Source organism: Clostridium phoceensis, assembly GCF_001244495.1.
Classification (GTDB): domain Bacteria; phylum Bacillota; class Clostridia; order Oscillospirales; family Oscillospiraceae; genus Lawsonibacter; species Lawsonibacter asaccharolyticus.
Genome location: NZ_LN866274.1, coordinates 3,011,581 through 3,028,175 on the forward strand (window position 1 = coordinate 3,011,581; position 16,595 = coordinate 3,028,175).

The following is a 16,595-nucleotide window of genomic DNA, read 5'->3' on the forward strand; positions in this document are numbered from 1 at the left end:
ATTTTCTGCTTGCAGGCCGGGCCGTTCCTTATTATAATGGGACTAAGAATACAAGCGTCGTGTCATCCTCTGACCGGCCGCTGGAAGGGGGGCTCCTTTTGAAAGAATGGAAAGCCAAGCTCCATGATCTGACCGCCATTGTCCCACGGGGCGTGATGAATTTTCTGATCACCGCCTTTTTCATGGCCGGGGCATACTACCTCAGCCGGCTGCTGTTTCAGTTCGGCGTGGAGAACAACTCCGCCTTGGTCTATGTGCTGGCCGTCACATTCGTATCCTGGCTGACCACTGGATATTTTTATGGTATCCTGGCCTCTCTGTTCAGCTCTTTCTGCATCAACTACTATTTTATGTACCCCTACTCCGCTTTCTCTCTCAGCTATGCCGGATACCCGGTGGCCATGCTGAGCATGACGGCCATCGCCATCATCATCTGCACCCTCACCTCCCGGATCAAGCTCCAGGCCCTGGAGGCGGAACAGCGGGAGCAGAACACCAAGGCCCTGTATGAGCTGAACGAGCGCCTGAACCAGGAAAAGAATGCCATTCAGCTGGAGGCCGCCCGGGAGACCATCCGCAGCAATATCCTTCGCTCCGTCTCCCACGACCTCCGCACCCCTCTGACTGCTATCTCCGGGGCGGCCGCGGTACTGCTGTCCAGCGAGGAGCCCCGCAGTGAGAAGGATGTCTCCCTGCTCAACGACATCAAAAACGACGCCGAAGCTCTCACCACCATGGTGGAGAATCTGCTGTCCATCACCCGTATCCAGGACGCCTCTGTCCCTTTGAAGAAGCGGGAGGAGATGCTGGAGGAGGTGGCGGGGGACGCGGTGCTCACTACCCGCCGCCGTTTCCCGGACGCCAATGTGCAGTTGGACCTCTCAGAGGACATCCTGTTCCTGCCCATGGAGCCCATGCTCATCAAGCAGGTCATCGTCAATCTGCTGGAAAACGCGGTCCGCCACTCCGGGGACACTCAGCACATCCAGCTCCACCTGTTCCGCCAGGAGGAGTGGGCGGTGGTGGAGGTCCGGGACCATGGCATTGGACTGTCTCCTGACATCATGCAGGCAGTCCAGTCCGGCCGTCCCCTCCCCCGGGACCTGTCAGGCGACTCCACCCGAGGCATGGGCATCGGCCTGTCCGTCTGCCAGAGCATCATCAAAGCCCACGGCGGCTTCTTCGCCGCCGGAAATGACCCTGAGGGCGGAGCGGTCTTCCGCTTCGGCCTTCCCATGGAGGAGAAAGCATATGAGTGAAAAACGTTTGATCCTGGTCGTAGAAGATGAGCGCACCATCAGCAACTTCATCTGCCGCGCTCTGACCGCCAACGACTACAAGGCCATGTCCGCCACCACCGGCAAGGAGGCTCTCAGCCTATTCTTTTCCCACCGTCCCGATCTGGTGCTTCTGGACCTGGGCCTGCCCGACATGGACGGACTGGACGTGCTCAAGGAACTCAGCGGACTGCCCCAGGAGGTGCCTGTCATCATCATTTCCGCCCGGGATCGGGAGTCTGAGAAGGTCAAAGCCCTGGACATGGGGGCGGATGACTATGTGGTCAAGCCCTTCGGCGTTCCGGAGCTGCTGGCCCGCATCCGAACCACCCTGCGCCGGGCCGACCGGATCAACCTCAGCCAGGGCGAGCAGAAGGACCGCTATCAGGTCAAAGACCTAGTCGTGGACACTGCCCGCCACCAGGTCTTCGTGGGCAGCGAGGAGATCCACTTCACACAGAACGAGTTCAAGATCCTGGAGCTGCTCTGTCTCCATGCCGGCAAGGTGCTCACCTATGACTTCATCCTCAAGCATGTCTGGGGCCCCTACGAGGGCAGCAACAACCAGATCCTGCGGGTCAACATGGCCAACATCCGCCGCAAGCTGAAGGAAAACCCCTCCGAGCCCAAATACATCCTGACAGAACTGGGCATCGGATACCGGATGCTGGAGGACAGCTGAGCCTTCCATACACATCAGCACCCCCGGAGGCTAAGGCTCCGGAGGTGCTGTTTTTCTCCCCTGTTTTTTTCTTAACAATTATTTAGCGACCCTCTGTTTCAGTTTAACACCCATTTTATAGCCCAGAGGCTATAATAACAGACAGAAGAGAATTTGAGGAAGTGAGCCCACATCATGGAACAGAGATTACAGGAAGTGCTTCTGGACGGTGAGATTGTCCGCTGGAGCGGCCGTCCCTCCCCTTTCAAATTGATGTCCATCCCCTCCCGTACTTCTCTGCTCCTGACCTGGGTCCTCTGTTCCGCGGCGCTGGCCGTGATCCTGGGCGGTCTGATCCCCTTTTTCCTCCGCACTCATCAGGCCGTCACCGATCTGACCGTGATCCTCATGATCGCTGCCTTCCTCCCCGCCATGATCTCCATCCGCCCCCTGTTGGACAAGTGGAGCTTGGAGCATGACACCATCTACGCCATCACCAACTACCGGGTGCTGGCTCTGGTGAAGAACAACCTGATGTATATTCCCCTGGGCCGCATCCTCACCCACTCCATTGAAGCCCGGGACGGGGAGAGCGGCAACCTCTGCTTCTGTGAAGCGGTGGGCCAGTCCTCCTCCAAAATGCTGGACAACGCTATTTTGGGGGTCCGCTGCGGCAGTCCTGCCCAGTCCGGCGTCCCCGGCCTGCTGTTCTTCCACATCCCTCAGCCAGAATCCCTGCTTGGATATCTCTCCTAAACGGCCGGAGTTTTCTCACTTTTCTCTGGTTCGGTTTTTCTTCTCCGTGTGGTGAGGGAGCGGGCGTTTCTCTCTCCTAAACGTCCGCCCCATACCGGCTCACCGCCCGGCCGATCCGCCGCCTCCCCTTCCGCCAAAGGGGAGGCGGTATTCTTTTATTTTTTACATCATTTATTTGATTCTATTTTTTATTTTTTCGCTTTCTTAACGTCAATATACCCCCTATTTATACCGTTTTTATAAATGTTGTGGTAATCTTTTATCAAGATAAGAATTCATTCTTATTTATGAAAGGAGTAACATATTTATGGAACAGATCCTCCAAAAGACTCTGCGGGACAACGAGAAGGTCCTCTGGTTCGGCCGACCCACCAAGACGAAGCTCCTCCGGTCCCCTGACCGTGTCTCCCAGTATGTGGCCTGGATCATCACCGCCGTCATGACCCTGTTTTCCTTCGGTGTCTTCCTCCCCTTCGCCATCGCGGACAATAAGAGCATTGGGATCATCCTGATCGGCCTGGTGCCCATGATCGGCATCCCGCTGGCGGTGGCCGTCCGTCCCTATCTGGACAAGAAGCTGCTGGAGCAGAAGACCATCTATGCCATCACCGACCAGCGCATCATCGCCGTGGTCAAATCCAACGTGATGACCATGCCCCGTGACCAGAAGGTGACCTGTGCGGTGGAGTGCCGCGACGGCGGTGCCGGCAACGTCTGCTTCAACGCAGCCATCGGCCGTGAGGCCGGCAAGAGCCGCGCCAACGCTGTGATGGGCATCAAGAAGGGCAACGACCGTGTGGTGGGCCTGCTGTTTTTTCACGTCAGCGACCCGGACGCCGTCGTCTCCGCCCTCGCCTGACCCTGGAGCTCCAGACATCATTTCCTAAAATTATTCCGTAAATACTCCGGGCCCGTACCAGAGATGGTACGGGCCCGGAGTATTTACGGCTGCGGAAAAAGTCCTCCAGGGACTTTTTCCGCAGCCTGCATCCCATTATTTTTCTGCCCCGTCTGGGGCAGAGAAGTCTCAGAACACTTCTTCCTCGCACAGGATCTTCCGCAGCCGGTCCACCGCCCGCCGCTCCAACCGTGAGATCTGGACTTGGGAGACCCCCAGGACTCTGGCACACTGGATCTGCGTGAGGTTTTTGTAATAGCGCAGCAGCAGCACTTGCCGTTCCCGCTCCGGCAGCTCCTCCATGGCGGAACGGAGGGTCAGCCGCTCCACCACGTCCTCCTCCATCCCGCCGGTGCCCAGCATCCCCTCCAGGGTCAATCCGCCCTCTCCTGTCTCCGCCTGGAGGGATGCCACTGCGTCAGAGGCGGTCTCCGCCGCTGCGATCTCCTCTGGCGTCAGGCCGGTCTCCGCCGCCAGCTCTGACAGGGTGGGCTCCCGTCCCATCTCGGCCACCAGCCGGCGTCGGGCGCCCCACACTGCGGCCCCCCGCTCCTTCATGCCCCGGCTCACCTTCACAGTGCCGTCATCCCGGAGAAAACGCCGGATCTCCCCCGCGATCTTGGGCACCGCATAGGTGGAGAACTGGGTCCCGAAGGATGGGTCAAAGCCCCGCACCGCCTTCAAAAAGCCCAGACAGCCCAGCTGGTACAGGTCGTCCGGCTCCACGCCCCGTCCGTAATACCGCCGCACAATGCTCCAGATCAGGCCGGCGTTTTCCTCCAACACCTGCTCACAGGCCCGGTTGTCCCCCTGTCTGGCCGCCTCCAGCAGCTCTGGAGCCGTTGGCGTGCCATTCATCGTCCGCCTATGCGGGGGGAGATCCGCTTCCGCATGGTCACCTGGGTCCCCTTCCCCGGGGTAGAGCGCACCTTTACCACGTCCATGAAGCTCTCCATGATGGTAAAGCCCATCCCGGAGCGCTCCTCGCTCCCGGTGGTAAACAGCGGGGTCCGGGCCTGCTCCACGTCCGCGATGCCTACCCCCCAGTCCCGCACCAAGATCTCCAGGATGCCGCCCTCCTTCAGACGCAGCTTCAGGGCCACCTTGCCCAGCCGGTCCGGGTAGGCGTGGACGATGGCGTTGGTCACTGCCTCGCTCACGGCGGTTTTGATGTCGTTGATCTCCTCCAGCGTGGGGTCCAGCTGGGCGGCAAAGCAGGCCGCCGCCGCCCGGGCAAACCCCTCGTTGGCTGACCGGCTGGGAAATTCCAGCGCGGCGTAATTTTCCACCTTCATTTATGTACGTCCTCCTCCCCCGCCGCGGCGGGCTCCTCCTGTTCAAATCGGATCAGCTTGTGCAGGCCGGCCGCCTGAAACACCTTCCACGGCTGCGGAGGCACGCCCCGCACTATCAGCTCGCCCTTGATCTGCTCCATCCGCCGGCTGACCCGGATCAGTACTGCGATGCCCGAGCTGTCCGTAAAGCTCAGGCCTGACAGGTCCAGAGTCAGCCGCCGGGGCAGAGCCATGTCGATCTGCTCATCCAGCTCTGTCATCACCTCCTTGGCCCGGTGGTGATCCAGCTCCCCCCGCACCGCCGCTGTCAGGGTCCGCCCCTCGGACACGCAATCTACGGTCATTCAGACTTCCTCCTTGGCCCGGTCCTCTCTGCCGGGTGATATGAGGAGATTATAGGACAAGCCCCCTGCAAAACCGGGCACAAGCTGTCGAGGCTGGGAAGAAAATCCATGTTTGTCCTTGACCTCACCCCTCCCATCTGATACCATACAAGAAACAATCACGTTTCACATAGACGGGTTTTATACCATCAGCTATGAGGTGCCTCCTCATTTCCTTCTATTTTGAATTTTGAGAGCCCCTGTTCTGCTTCCCGCAGAGCAGGGGCTCTCCTGCATAAAATCTCAAAAAATCTCCATGATAAGCCTTGACAAACTTCTTCCCCCGCGCTATGCTGAAGATACCCCACCCCAGGGGGGTGTATCGCATTTGCTCCGCTCCGAATTTGCGCCGCTTCGGCGGCGGGGCGCTGGGGCGCCCATGGGCGGAGCCCTCCTCTGAAAGGATGTGTTTCCCTTGAAACAGAAATTTGACGTCACCGGTATGACCTGCTCCGCATGCTCCGCCCATGTGGAAAAGGCGGTGAACAAGCTGGAGGGCGTACGCAGGGCGGAGGTCAGCCTGATGACCAACTCCATGAATGTGGAGTACGACGAGGCCGCCCTTGCCCCCGAAAGCATCATCCAGGCGGTGGTCCAGGCAGGATACGGCGCCTCCCTGCCCGCCCAGGCTGGGGTCCCAGCCCGGGGAGCCGCTAAGAGGCCGGAGGCCCAGATGGAAGCGGAGCTCTCCTCTATGAAGCGCCGCCTCATCCTCTCCTTTCTCTTCCTGATCCCCCTGTTCTATATCTCCATGGGGCACATGATGGGCGCCCCCCTCCCCGCTTTCCTGGTGGGTCACGAGAACGCCATATCCTTCGCCTTTACCCAGCTCCTGCTCACCCTGCCTATCCTGTATATCAACGACAAGTACTACAAAAACGGCTTCCGCTCCCTGCTCCACGGCGGCCCCAACATGGACTCTCTCATCGCTGTGGGCTCCATCGCGGCTGTGATCTATGGCGTCTTTGCCATTTACCAGATCGGCTACGGCCTGGGCCACGGGGACATGGCCCGGGTGGAGCAGTACCATATGGACCTGTACTTCGAGTCTGCCGGCATGATCCTCACCCTCATCACCCTGGGCAAGTTCCTGGAGACCCGCTCCAAGGGCAAGACCTCCCAGGCCATCTCCCGCCTGATGGACCTGGCCCCCAAGACGGCTACCGTCCTGCGGGCCGGGGCCGAGGCAGAGATCCCGGTGGAGGAGGTCCGGGTGGGCGACCGGGTAGCCGTCCGCCCCGGCCAGTCCATCCCGGTGGACGGTGTCATTGTGGAGGGCAGCTCCGCCGTGGACGAATCCGCCCTCACCGGCGAGTCCCTCCCCGTGGACAAAGGCCCCGGGGACAAGGTGGCCGCCGCTTCCATCAACCGCTCCGGCTACTTCGTTTTTGAGGCCAGCCGGGTGGGCGAGGACACCACCCTGGCCCAGATGATCCGGCTGGTGGAGGAAGCCTCCTCCTCCAAGGCCCCCATCTCCAAGCTGGCCGACAAGGTGGCCGGCGTCTTTGTCCCCACCGTCATGGTCATCGCCGCCATCGCTGCCGGGGCCTGGTGGTTCGCCACTGGCAGCGCCACCTCCGCCCTCACCGCGGGCGTGGCCGTGCTGGTCATTTCCTGCCCCTGCGCCCTGGGTCTGGCCACCCCCGTGGCCATCATGGTGGGCACCGGGAAGGGAGCGGAGCAGGGCATCCTCATCAAATCCGCTGAGGCCCTGGAGACCCTCCATCTGGTGGATACCGTGGTACTGGACAAGACCGGCACCCTGACCCAGGGCAGGCCGGTGGTCACCGACATCCTGCCGGGCGAGGACATGGACGAGGAAGGCCTGCTCATCCTGGCCGCCTGCCTGGAGGGCCCCTCGGAGCACCCCCTGGCCGCCGCTATCGTGGAGGAGAGCAGAAGGCGTGGCCTCCCCATCACCTCGGTGGGCGGGTTCACCGCCGTCCACGGCCGGGGCGTCCGGGCCGCCCTGGGAGACCGCACCTGCATGGGCGGCAACCGCGCCATGATGGAGGAGGCCGGGGTGGAGCTGGGCTCCTTCCCCGCACGGGCCGAGGAGCTGGCCGCCCAGGGCAAGACCCCCCTCTACTTTGCCGACGAGCACCGGGTGCTTGGCCTGGTGGCTGTGGCCGACACCCCCAAGCCTACCAGCGCCCAGGCGGTAGCCGCCTTCCGGCGGCTGGGGATCGACGTCATCATGCTCACCGGCGACAACCAGCGCACCGCCGGCGCCATCGGCGCACAGCTGGGCGTCTCCCAGGTGATGGCGGAGGTGCTCCCCCAGGACAAGGAGCGCAAGGTGAAGCAGCTCCAGGATCAGGGCAAGAAGGTGGCCATGGTGGGGGACGGCATCAACGACGCCCCGGCGCTGGCCCGGGCCGACGTGGGCTTGGCCATCGGTGCTGGCACCGACGTGGCCATCGAGAGCGCCGACATCGTGCTGATGAAGTCGGACCTGCTGGACGCTGCCGCTGCGGTGGAACTGTCCAAGGCCACCATCCGCAACATCAAGCAGAACCTATTCTGGGCCTTTTTCTACAACAGCCTGGGCATCCCCCTGGCCGCCGGCCTGTTCTATGCCCTGGGGTGGACGGATGTCATGCTCAACCCCATGTTCGCCGCTGCCGCTATGAGCCTGAGCTCGGTATGCGTGGTGACCAACGCCCTGCGTCTTCGGTTCTTCAAGCCCAAGAGCGTCCCTGCCTCCCCTGTTCCCTGCCCCAGCGGCACCTGCCCGGTCCAGCCTGTCCCTGACCCCTCGGAGCAGCCCACATATGAACCACAACATCAGGAAGAACGAAAAGGAGCGAATGAAACGATGGAAAAGAAGATCATGATCAACGGCATGATGTGCGCCCACTGCACCGCCCACGTGGAGAAAGCCCTGGGCACCCTGGAGGGGGTGGCCTCCGTCAAAGCCGACCTGGAGGGCAAGTGCGCCACAGTCACCCTCACTGGTGCGGTGAGCGACCAGTCCCTCACCGACGCAGTCACTGAGGCCGGATACGAGGTGGTGTCCATTCAGTGAAAGCGGACCACGCCCAGGTCGCCCGGCTGCTGAAGACGGCCCGTGGCCAGATCGACGGTATCCTGAAGATGGTGGAGGAGGACCGGTACTGTCTGGACGTCTCCAACCAATTGATGGCCACCCAGTCCATTCTGAAAAAAGCCAACCGCCTGGTACTGAAGGCACACATGAACTGCTGCGTGCGGGAGGCCGTGGACAGCGGGGACCCCGCCCCCAAGCTGGAGGAGCTGGCCGCCCTGCTGGATAAGCTGGCCGACTGAGATCCCGCTCCCCCGGCAGGCAAAATGGATAAAACGCCCCCCTGCCTGGCACACTAGACCGGCAAGGGGGCGTTTTTTTGAAGCATAAATCTACCTGGAAGTCCGTGCTTGCCGGGGCGGCAGCCGGGCTGACCAACGGCTTTTTCGGCGGGGGCGGCGGTTCGGTGCTGGTCCCCATGCTCACCCGGGTGTGCGGACTGGATCAGCGGCGGGCCTTTGCCACCTCAGTGGCGGTCATCCTGCCCCTGTGCGCCCTGTCGGCAGCCGTCTATCTCCTCCGGGGCGGACTGGATCTCTCCGCCGCCCTGCCCTATCTCATCGGCGGCACTGTGGGCGGCTGGGCCGGAGGACGGCTGTTCAAGGGCGTCCGGCTCCCGTGGCTGAAGCGGGGCTTCGGGGCCCTGCTCATCTGGGGCGGCCTGAGGTGTCTGTTGTGAGCGGCTGGCTGATCCCCCTGCTGGTGGGGGCGGCTACCGGGGTCCTGTCCGGCTTCGGCGTGGGGGGCGGCACCCTTCTGCTGGTCTATATGACCACCCTGGCCGGACTGGACCAGCACCTGGCTCAGGGCATCAATCTGCTGTACTTTCTCCCCGCCGGACTCACCGCCCTGCCCGCCCACCTGAAAAACGGATATGTGGAAAAGGGGCTTCTGTTCCCTGCCATCTCCGCCGGCCTGCTCTGCGCCGCGCTGGCCTCATGGGCCGCCACAGCCCTGGACGTGGACCTGCTCCGAAAGCTCTTTGGGGGCTTTCTCATCCTCATCGGCCTGTCCGAGCTGTTCGGTCGGGTAAAAGAAGAAACGTGAAGGCCGCGGGGAAGATCCCCGCGGCCTTTGAATCAGTCAAATCCCGATCTGCATCCCGCCGGAGGAGGACAGTCCATCCTTCTGGAGCATCTGCTCCAGAACCGCCACGTCGGTGGTGATGTCCATAGCATCCCCCTGAAAGAGCTGATCCAGCTGCTTCTCGAAGCCTTCCACCACCTTGCCCATCATCCCCTCGATCCGGCTCATGGCGGCGGCAATGTTCTCCCCCTCTACGCCCTGGGACTCCAGCTGGGCATAGGCCCGGAGGATCTTCAGGGTTGTGGGCAGGTAATAGCTCAGAAAGGCATGGAGCTGGGCAGACCTTTCCGGGTGGCTCTTCTGATACTCGAAGATCTTGGCGGTGATGACCCCGATGCGGTCGATCTGCGCCGAGAGGGCCGCGTCTTCGATGGAGTCGTTCACCGCCCGGATCTCGGCCAGCACCGCGTTCTCCTCGTCCACCGGGGCAGCCTTCTTCTCCTCCGTCTTTTCCTCCTGTGCCGGGGCCGGGTCGTTCAGCCCCTCACCGGAGAGGACCAGCCGGTCCCCGCCGTAGTCCAGGAAACCCAGGGGGAACAGCCCGTCATCCAGCATATCCTCCAGGCAGTCCCGCACCTTGGCCGGGGAGGCACCGGTGGCGGACGCCAGCGTCGAGATGGAGATGGTCTGGCGGCGGCCGATCATGGCCAGATAGTTCCGGTAGGTGCGCACCTGCTTCTTTTTCCGCAGGCCGGCCCACAGCACGCCGGCACCGCCGCCCAGGAAGCAGAGCAGGGGGATGGCGTTCAGCAGCTGGTCCCAGAACCAGATCGCGTCGCCGTGGAGGAGCCAGTAGGACGCATCACCCAGGCAGGCCAGCACCGTGAAGGCGAAGACCGCCGTAATGATCCCGCCCACCTGGATCAGCCTCCGGCCCCGCTTGGCCATCTTCTCCACTACGTCCAGGCACACCGGGGACATATCCTGTTCCGCTTTCCCTTCCTGGCGCTTTTTCTCCCTCCGGCCGGTCTTTTCCTGGCTCCGTGCCGGCTCACTGACAGTGGTCCGGGCCCCCACGGGGGCCTGCCCATCCCGCTGCATATAATAGGGATGGCGCCCCCGGGCCACGCGGCGCTTCCCGCCGCCGAAGAGCCTCAGGGCGATCATCAGCACGCCCACCGGCGGGAAGGCAAACAGAAAGACCAGCGCCAAGATCCAGTACGGCAGGTCACTCATCCCTCCGCCAGAGCTCCTGCGGGGCTCCCATTTTCCGCCGTAGTTCTCATTTCCCTGATCTCCGTAATATGCCATCATTCTGCCTCCCCTGGTGTTCTGCTGTATAGAATACCAGACCCATCCCAAAACAACATTGATTTTTTCTTAAAATTCCTTGAAAATTTCTCTTCTGGGTCTGGCCCTCTCTGTTCCACATACACCATTCTATCATACTGCCGGGAAGGTGAAAAGTAAACCTCCTAAAAATATTTTTCAAAATTGAGGAAATCCGGGGAAATTTGGACGGTCAACTGTAACTGTTCTGTAATTACATTCTGAAACGTAGGATGCTATAATATAGTCTGAAATTATTTGACCTGTCCGTGGGTTCTTGGGCTGAGTGGGACAGGAAGGGGAGTTTTCATGGACGGAGCACGTGTACAGAAAAAAAGCGGCGGAAAGCCCGGCCCAGCCGTCTGGGTCCCGGCCGCCATCCTGGCTGTCCTCCTTGCCGCCTACCTGGGCCTGTGCGGCTGGGTCAGCGCCTCGGACACCATCCTGCCCAACGTCACCGCCGCCGGACTGGACCTGTCCGGCATGACCCAGGCTGAGGCGGAGCAGGCCATCAACGAGAATCTTTCCGTCGCCCAGCAGGCTGGCTCCGGCTGGGCCGTGGGCCTGAGCTGCGACGGCTATATCGGTACGCTGGACGGCTCATCCTTTCAGGTGGACGCCGCCTCCCTGGCCCAGGCGTCCCTGTCTGTGGGACGCGGCAGCTTCTTCACCGGGGGGGCCCAGTACCTGCGCCACCTGTTCGGCGCTGCCCAGGACCTTGGTGCCGATCAGGTCCAACTGACAGAGGCGGGCCGTACAGAGCTGGAGCGCCAGCTCCAGGCCGCTGACAGTGCCCTGGGCAGCGGCGGCAGCGAGGATGGCTACACCGCAGACTTGGAGGCGGGCACCCTGACCCTGGTAAAGGGGCACACCCACCGCTCGGTGGACCGCCAGGGAGCGGAGGAGGCGGTGAAGTCTGCCTACGCTCAACTCCTGGCCCAGGGTCAGGCGGACACGGTCCAGCTCCCCATCCTGGATTCCGCTCCTCAGGAGCCGGACTTCGAGGCCATCCACGGGGAGCTGTACGCGGAGGCGGCCAACGCAGCCATCGATCCGGATACCTGCGAGGTGCTGCCCCACACCGTGGGGGTGGACTTTGACACCGCCCAGGCCCAGCGCCTGTTCCAGCAGGCCCAGGAGGGAGAGACCGTGGAGGTCCCCCTCACCGTCACTCAGCCCGACATCACCCAGGAGATACTGGCCGACCGGCTCTTTGCCGACCTGCTGGGGCAGGGTACCAGCCAGGTGAGCGGCTCCTCCAACCGGAAGTTCAACGTGAAGCTGTCCGCTGAGGCCTGCAACGGCGTGATCCTGATGCCCGGCGAGGAATTCTCCTACAACAACACCACCGGAAGCCGTTCCGCCGACAAGGGCTATCTCCCCGCTCCCGTCTACTCCGGCGGCGCCTCCGTGGACGAGACCGGCGGCGGCATCTGCCAGACCTCCTCCACCATCTACTACGCCGTCCTCCACACCACCCTGGAGATCGTGGAGCGCCACGCCCACATGTACTCCGTAGGCTACGTCCCTGACGGCATGGACGCCACCGTCTACTTCGGCCTGTCCGACTTCCGCTTCAAAAACAACACCGACTACCCGGTGAAGATCGTCACTGAGAGCTACGACAAGAACGGCCTGCGCTACCTCACTGTCAAGCTCTACGGCACCAATGTGGACGGCCGGTACGCCGTGCCGGAGCGCACCCAGTTCGACTTTGTATCCCCCACCACCCAGTACCGCGCCGACGAGTCCATCCCACAGGGCACCACTAAGGTGGATGCCAAGCAGAACGCCTACACCGGCCGCTCTGCCCGCGCCTGGCGCGTCATCTATGAGAAGGACGGCACCTTGGTGGAGAAGCAGGATCTGGGGGTCAGCACCTATAAGATGCGCCCCACCACCATCCTCTACAATCCCGCTGACGGCGATCCCTCCACCTGGGTAGACGGGGTCCCCCCCAAGCCCGGCACCCAGCCCGGGACAGAGACCGGGGCCGGCACCGGCGCTGGGACGCAGACCGGAACAGAGTCCGGGGGAGGCACCGGCGGTGAGCCTGCCGTCGGCACAGGAACTGACAGCGAGACGTCTGCCGGGGAGTCCGGCAGCAGCTCCTCCGCTCCCACGGAGGATATCCCCGCGCCCGACACAGGGGACGGGGCGGCTGACGGCCCCGCTCAGTCCTCCCCGGAGGACGACCACTACGGGTATGAGATCCCCGCCGGGGAGCTTCCGCCCGGCTATTGAGCACATACTTACCATACAGAAGAGGTCCGTTTCCTATGTTTCAAGGTTTTTCTCAGGGCGCCGTGGATTTTCTGTGGGGCGTCCGATTCAACAATGAGCGCAGCTGGTTCGAGGCCCACAAGCAGGAGTATCTGGATCTGGTCATCGCCCCCCTCCAGGAGCTGGGCCGCCAGGTCCATGCCGCCATGACCGCCGCCTATCCCAAGGAGCATCTGAACCTTCATGTCTCCCGCATCTACCGGGATGCACGGCGGCTCCACGGCCGCGGCCCCTACAAGGACCACCTGTGGTTCACCATCCGGCCCGAGCAGGAGGGGTGGACCCATGTCCCCGCCTTCTATTTTGAGATCGCGCCGGAGTATCACAGCCTGGGGATGGGCTATTACGGCGCCGAGCCCGTCACCATGGTCAAGTTCCGCTCCCGCATCGACCGGGACCCGGCCCCTATGGAGAAGCTGGCCCGCCGGCTCAGCCGGCAGCACCGATTCGTGCTGGAGGGCGAGATGTACAAACGCCCCAAAGGGGACCCCGGCCCCCTGCTCTTTCCCTGGTACAACCGGAAAAACATCGCCCTGACCTGGGACCGCAACTGCGAGGGCTCCCTGTTCACCCCCGAGCTGGCTGGGGAGGCGGAGGAGAGCTTCCGCTTCCTCAAGCCCTACTACGATTACTTTCTCTCCCTCCGTGGCGACCCAGCCCCGGATGCCTCCCGCTGATACCCGCGGCCCCTGGGACAGCCCCCGGGGGCCGCATCCTTTTTGAAAAATTTTATATTTTTTCCACAAAACCTCTTGACATCCGCCTGTCTTTGTGGTACATTATAGCCAGAAAGGATGAGTCCAATGTTTTAAGAAGTCTGATTGATCAGATGTCACTCCCCCAGACAAGGGGATGCGTAACATGCATCAAATCTTTTCCTGATGTAAGCGGTTCCAGGCGATGGAGTCCATGCCGGCAGTGGTCAGCAAAAGAACAGCATCCCAGCGAAGCGCGCGCACGACATCTGAACCCCACGCGTTGCCACAGAAAAAGCATCTCAGCAAGCGAAAAGGAACGTTCCAACAGACAATGCCTCATGTATGAGGGAGCACCGAAGCGTTGGGTGCAAAATGAAACTGGTTGTGCAACAGTGTTCCGGAGACTGCTAAAGAGCAAAAAACGTGGTCGCGCGAATCTGTAGAAAGAGAGGTAAACAATTGATGTTAGATAACAAGAATGGACAGAAATAACCCCTGACTGTGAGTGAACCGCGGGTGCAACAGTCAGGGGTTATTTCTTTTTATTCTTGTATCTCTGAGGAAGGCCGGCGGAGCATTGCTCCGCCGGCCCTGATTTGTCGAAAAAGTGGTGCTGTCACTTTCCGAATAGACTTGATTTTTTGTACCTGCACATGTCAAACTCTGTGAAGCCCTTTTTGCAGGCTGTGCAGCATGACTCACACACTTGTCCAGCATGGCACTCTTCTGCTCTCCTCTGCTGTCGTCACATCTCGATAAAGATCTCGCTGTCCGCCCGCCGGGCATAGAGCTCCTCCAGCTCGTGCTGATGGTACAGATAGCCCTCGTGGTCAAAGTACTTGGCGCCCTTGGGGCACTTCTTCACGCAGGCACAGCACTTGATGCACTTCCCCACCACACTGGACACGTCGTTGGGGTCGATGGCTGCCATGGGGCAGAGATGGGCACACAGGCCGCACTTGACGCACTTGTCCGAGTCAGTCACCGGCTTGGCCTTCAAAAAGTCCTTGATGGGCTCCCCGTGGCGGTCCCTGGGGGTATAGTAGGGACGGATGGGGTCACAGCCCGCCACATAGGCAGGGATCTCTGGGGCCCGCTCCAGACCTTTCACCTTCTCCGCCGTCTTGTGAGCCAGCTCCTCTACCAGTGCCATATCCTGGGCGTCGGGCCTGCCCGCCCCCAGGGTCCTGGAGAAAGAGTGCTCCCCCACGAAAGCGCCGCCCGCCACGGTGTGAAAGCCGTCCGCCTCCAGCACGTTGCGCAGTTCGATCAGCCCGTCGTCAAAATTCCGGTTGCCGAACAGAGACACCGGCACAGCCAGGGCCCCGTTTCCCTTCACCTTGTCCCGGATATAGGGCAGCAGCAGATTGGGCACCCGCCCGGCATACACCGGGGTGCCGAAAATCACCAGATCCCCCGGCCCGAAGGACAGCTCCCCCTCCCGGTCCTTAGGCAGGTTGAAGCAGAAGGTCTTATACTCCGCCCCCAGATCCTCCGCCGCGATCTTCGCCATCCGGGTCACTACTTTTTCCGTGGTCCCGGTACCGCTGAAATAGACCGCCCACACGCGTTGCATCTCCATTTTCTGTTCCTCCTTGTCTTTCTCCCTGCGTCATTACCGCGGGTCAGGCATCAAATTTCTCCACCAAGCTGTCTGCCACGCAGCGCTCCTTGATCTCCTTTAGGGGGACCATATGGGGCTGAGTCATATGGACCTCCTGGGCCTTTCGTTCGGTCCACCGCTCCACCAGCAGCAGCTTGTCTGGTTCGTCCACAGCCTCAAAATACTGGTACTGGAGGCAGCCCTCCTCTGCCAGCACCGCCTTCTGGATGCCGTGCTCGGACACCTCCCGCAGGAACTCCGCCCGCAGCCCGGGCTTCATGGTATAGGTCACGTTGAGAATAAATGCCATGGAATCATTCTCCTTTCTTCTGTCCATAATATAGGGGGCTGAGAGGCCTCCTCAGCCCCGCAGCCTTCTGTGATCCAGATATCCCTCCAAAATCAGGGAGGCCGCCACCGCATCCACCGTCTTTTTTCGCTTTCTGGCGTTTTTTCCCGCCTCAAACAGGATACGGTGGGCGTCCACGGTGGTCCGCCGTTCGTCCCAGAGCACGGGCCGGAGCCCCGCGGTGTCCTCCACCAGGGCTGCGAAGTCCCGGTACAGCTCCGCCCGGGGGCCCTCGGTGCCGTCCATGTTCCGGGGATACCCCATCACCAGCTCCTCCACACCGTGCTCCTGGACCAGCCGGGCGATCTCCCCTGCCACTTCCTCCGCCTTTCTGCTGTGGATAGTCGTGGTAGTCCCGGTGAGGAAGCCGGTAGGGTCGGAAATGGCGATGCCGGTATGGGCATCGCCGTAGTCGATGGCCATGATCCGCATAAACTCCCCCCTCTCCCGCTCCGCGTTTTTTTGTCAACTGTACTATACCGCACTCCCCGCAAAAAAACAACCCTGTCCGCCCAATTTCCTCTTGACGCCGCGCTTTCCTTGTGTTATAGTGACACTACCTGTGAAAAGGGGCTTTTTTGTTTTGCGCATTTTTACGGTGTATGCGCAGGCACCCCTCCCCCATCTCTCGGGACACAGGGAGGCAATCGCCGGATCCCACCGTGAGCATGTCAGACACAGCCCTGCTGTGTCTCGTATGGCTGGATTCGGCTTTCAGAGCCTGATCCAGCTTTTTTTGCTGTTGGCTCACATCAGCGGGGCGGCCCGGACCGGCCGTTCTCCGCAATACTTAAAGGAGGTGCCGAACATATGGCAAGCAAGGCCGGTGCTCGCATCAAGATCACCCTGCGGTGCTCTGAGTGCAAGCAGAGAAACTACAACACCATGAAAAACAAGAAGAATACCCCCGACCGTCTGGAGCTGAACAAGTACTGCCCCTTCTGCAGAAAGCATACCGTCCACAACGAGACGAAGTAATGCGTCTCCAGAT

At 61.5% G+C, this 16,595-nt stretch carries 18 protein-coding genes; 11 read left to right on the forward strand and 7 right to left on the reverse strand.

Annotated elements, in window-relative coordinates:
- Positions 1-98: 98 nt before the first annotated feature.
- From BN1969_RS15540 to BN1969_RS15555, 4 genes are all read left to right on the forward strand, one after another.
- A complete protein-coding gene (locus tag BN1969_RS15540; RefSeq protein WP_050625112.1) occupies positions 99-1,259 on the forward strand; it encodes a sensor histidine kinase in 1,161 nt (386 codons plus the stop codon).
- Entirely contained in the window at positions 1,252-1,959 is a 708-nt protein-coding gene (locus BN1969_RS15545) for a response regulator transcription factor (RefSeq protein ID WP_050625113.1), read from the forward strand. The genes BN1969_RS15540 and BN1969_RS15545 overlap by 8 nt, the downstream gene beginning before the upstream one ends.
- A 174-nt stretch (positions 1,960-2,133) precedes the next feature.
- A complete protein-coding gene (locus BN1969_RS15550; protein ID WP_050625114.1) occupies positions 2,134-2,694 on the forward strand; it encodes a hypothetical protein in 561 nt (186 codons plus the stop codon).
- 307 nt (positions 2,695-3,001) lie between these two features.
- Positions 3,002-3,553 carry a hypothetical protein gene (locus tag BN1969_RS15555; RefSeq protein WP_050625115.1) on the forward strand — a complete coding sequence of 184 codons (552 nt, stop codon included), beginning with the start codon at positions 3,002-3,004 and terminating at the stop codon, positions 3,551-3,553.
- Between the two features lie 168 nt (positions 3,554-3,721).
- Here the strand turns inward: BN1969_RS15555 and BN1969_RS15560 are convergent, their stop codons facing one another.
- The 3 genes from BN1969_RS15560 to BN1969_RS15570 are packed head-to-tail and all read right to left on the reverse strand — an operon-like array spanning position 3,722 to position 5,231.
- On the reverse strand, positions 3,722-4,450 hold the full coding sequence (locus BN1969_RS15560; RefSeq protein WP_050625116.1) for a sigma-70 family RNA polymerase sigma factor: 729 nt from the start codon (positions 4,448-4,450) through the stop codon (positions 3,722-3,724).
- On the reverse strand, positions 4,447-4,887 hold the full coding sequence (gene spoIIAB / locus BN1969_RS15565; RefSeq protein ID WP_050625117.1) for an anti-sigma F factor: 441 nt from the start codon (positions 4,885-4,887) through the stop codon (positions 4,447-4,449). Before spoIIAB ends, BN1969_RS15560 begins: the two co-directional genes overlap by 4 nt.
- Positions 4,884-5,231, reverse strand: coding sequence for an STAS domain-containing protein (locus BN1969_RS15570; protein WP_050625118.1), 348 nt, complete (start codon positions 5,229-5,231; stop codon positions 4,884-4,886). The genes spoIIAB and BN1969_RS15570 overlap by 4 nt, the downstream gene beginning before the upstream one ends.
- A 454-nt stretch (positions 5,232-5,685) precedes the next feature.
- Between BN1969_RS15570 and BN1969_RS15575 the strand changes: the two genes are divergently transcribed.
- From BN1969_RS15575 to BN1969_RS15590, 4 genes are all read left to right on the forward strand, one after another.
- Positions 5,686-8,298, forward strand: a complete 2,613-nt coding sequence (locus tag BN1969_RS15575; RefSeq protein WP_050625119.1) for a heavy metal translocating P-type ATPase — start codon at positions 5,686-5,688, stop codon at positions 8,296-8,298.
- Entirely contained in the window at positions 8,295-8,558 is a 264-nt protein-coding gene (locus BN1969_RS15580; RefSeq protein ID WP_050625120.1) for a metal-sensing transcriptional repressor, read from the forward strand. The genes BN1969_RS15575 and BN1969_RS15580 overlap by 4 nt, the downstream gene beginning before the upstream one ends.
- Positions 8,559-8,635: 77 nt before the next feature.
- Positions 8,636-8,995 carry a sulfite exporter TauE/SafE family protein gene (locus tag BN1969_RS15585; protein ID WP_050625121.1) on the forward strand — a complete coding sequence of 120 codons (360 nt, stop codon included), beginning with the start codon at positions 8,636-8,638 and terminating at the stop codon, positions 8,993-8,995.
- Positions 8,992-9,363 carry a sulfite exporter TauE/SafE family protein gene (locus tag BN1969_RS15590; protein ID WP_050625122.1) on the forward strand — a complete coding sequence of 124 codons (372 nt, stop codon included), beginning with the start codon at positions 8,992-8,994 and terminating at the stop codon, positions 9,361-9,363. The genes BN1969_RS15585 and BN1969_RS15590 overlap by 4 nt, the downstream gene beginning before the upstream one ends.
- 36 nt (positions 9,364-9,399) lie before the next feature.
- Here the strand turns inward: BN1969_RS15590 and BN1969_RS15595 are convergent, their stop codons facing one another.
- Positions 9,400-10,653, reverse strand: a complete 1,254-nt coding sequence (locus BN1969_RS15595; RefSeq protein WP_050625123.1) for a 5-bromo-4-chloroindolyl phosphate hydrolysis family protein — start codon at positions 10,651-10,653, stop codon at positions 9,400-9,402.
- 327 nt (positions 10,654-10,980) lie between these two features.
- Here BN1969_RS15595 and BN1969_RS15600 point away from each other — a divergent pair, with 327 nt between their 5' ends.
- Together BN1969_RS15600 and BN1969_RS15605 are read left to right on the forward strand one after the other, a co-directional pair.
- Positions 10,981-12,915 (forward strand): VanW family protein, encoded by a 1,935-nt coding sequence (locus BN1969_RS15600; RefSeq protein ID WP_050625124.1) that lies wholly within the window; start codon positions 10,981-10,983, stop codon positions 12,913-12,915.
- 35 nt (positions 12,916-12,950) lie between these two features.
- Positions 12,951-13,631 carry a DUF2461 domain-containing protein gene (locus BN1969_RS15605; protein ID WP_050625125.1) on the forward strand — a complete coding sequence of 227 codons (681 nt, stop codon included), beginning with the start codon at positions 12,951-12,953 and terminating at the stop codon, positions 13,629-13,631.
- Positions 13,632-14,397: 766 nt separating this feature from the next.
- On the opposite strand, the gene BN1969_RS15610 is transcribed toward BN1969_RS15605, so the two are convergent.
- Genes BN1969_RS15610 through ruvX form a run of 3 tightly spaced genes read right to left on the reverse strand, consistent with a single transcriptional unit; the run spans position 14,398 to position 16,036 of the window.
- Positions 14,398-15,234, reverse strand: coding sequence for an EFR1 family ferrodoxin (locus BN1969_RS15610; protein ID WP_050625126.1), 837 nt, complete (start codon positions 15,232-15,234; stop codon positions 14,398-14,400).
- A 43-nt stretch (positions 15,235-15,277) separates the two neighbouring features.
- Positions 15,278-15,565 (reverse strand): putative quinol monooxygenase, encoded by a 288-nt coding sequence (locus BN1969_RS15615; protein WP_187120357.1) that lies wholly within the window; start codon positions 15,563-15,565, stop codon positions 15,278-15,280.
- Positions 15,566-15,616: 51 nt separating this feature from the next.
- Positions 15,617-16,036, reverse strand: a complete 420-nt coding sequence (gene ruvX / locus BN1969_RS15620) for a Holliday junction resolvase RuvX (protein ID WP_050625128.1) — start codon at positions 16,034-16,036, stop codon at positions 15,617-15,619.
- Between the two features lie 378 nt (positions 16,037-16,414).
- Here ruvX and rpmG point away from each other — a divergent pair, with 378 nt between their 5' ends.
- Entirely contained in the window at positions 16,415-16,582 is a 168-nt protein-coding gene (gene rpmG, locus BN1969_RS15625) for a 50S ribosomal protein L33 (RefSeq protein WP_008980220.1), read from the forward strand.
- Positions 16,583-16,595: the final 13 nt, after the last annotated feature.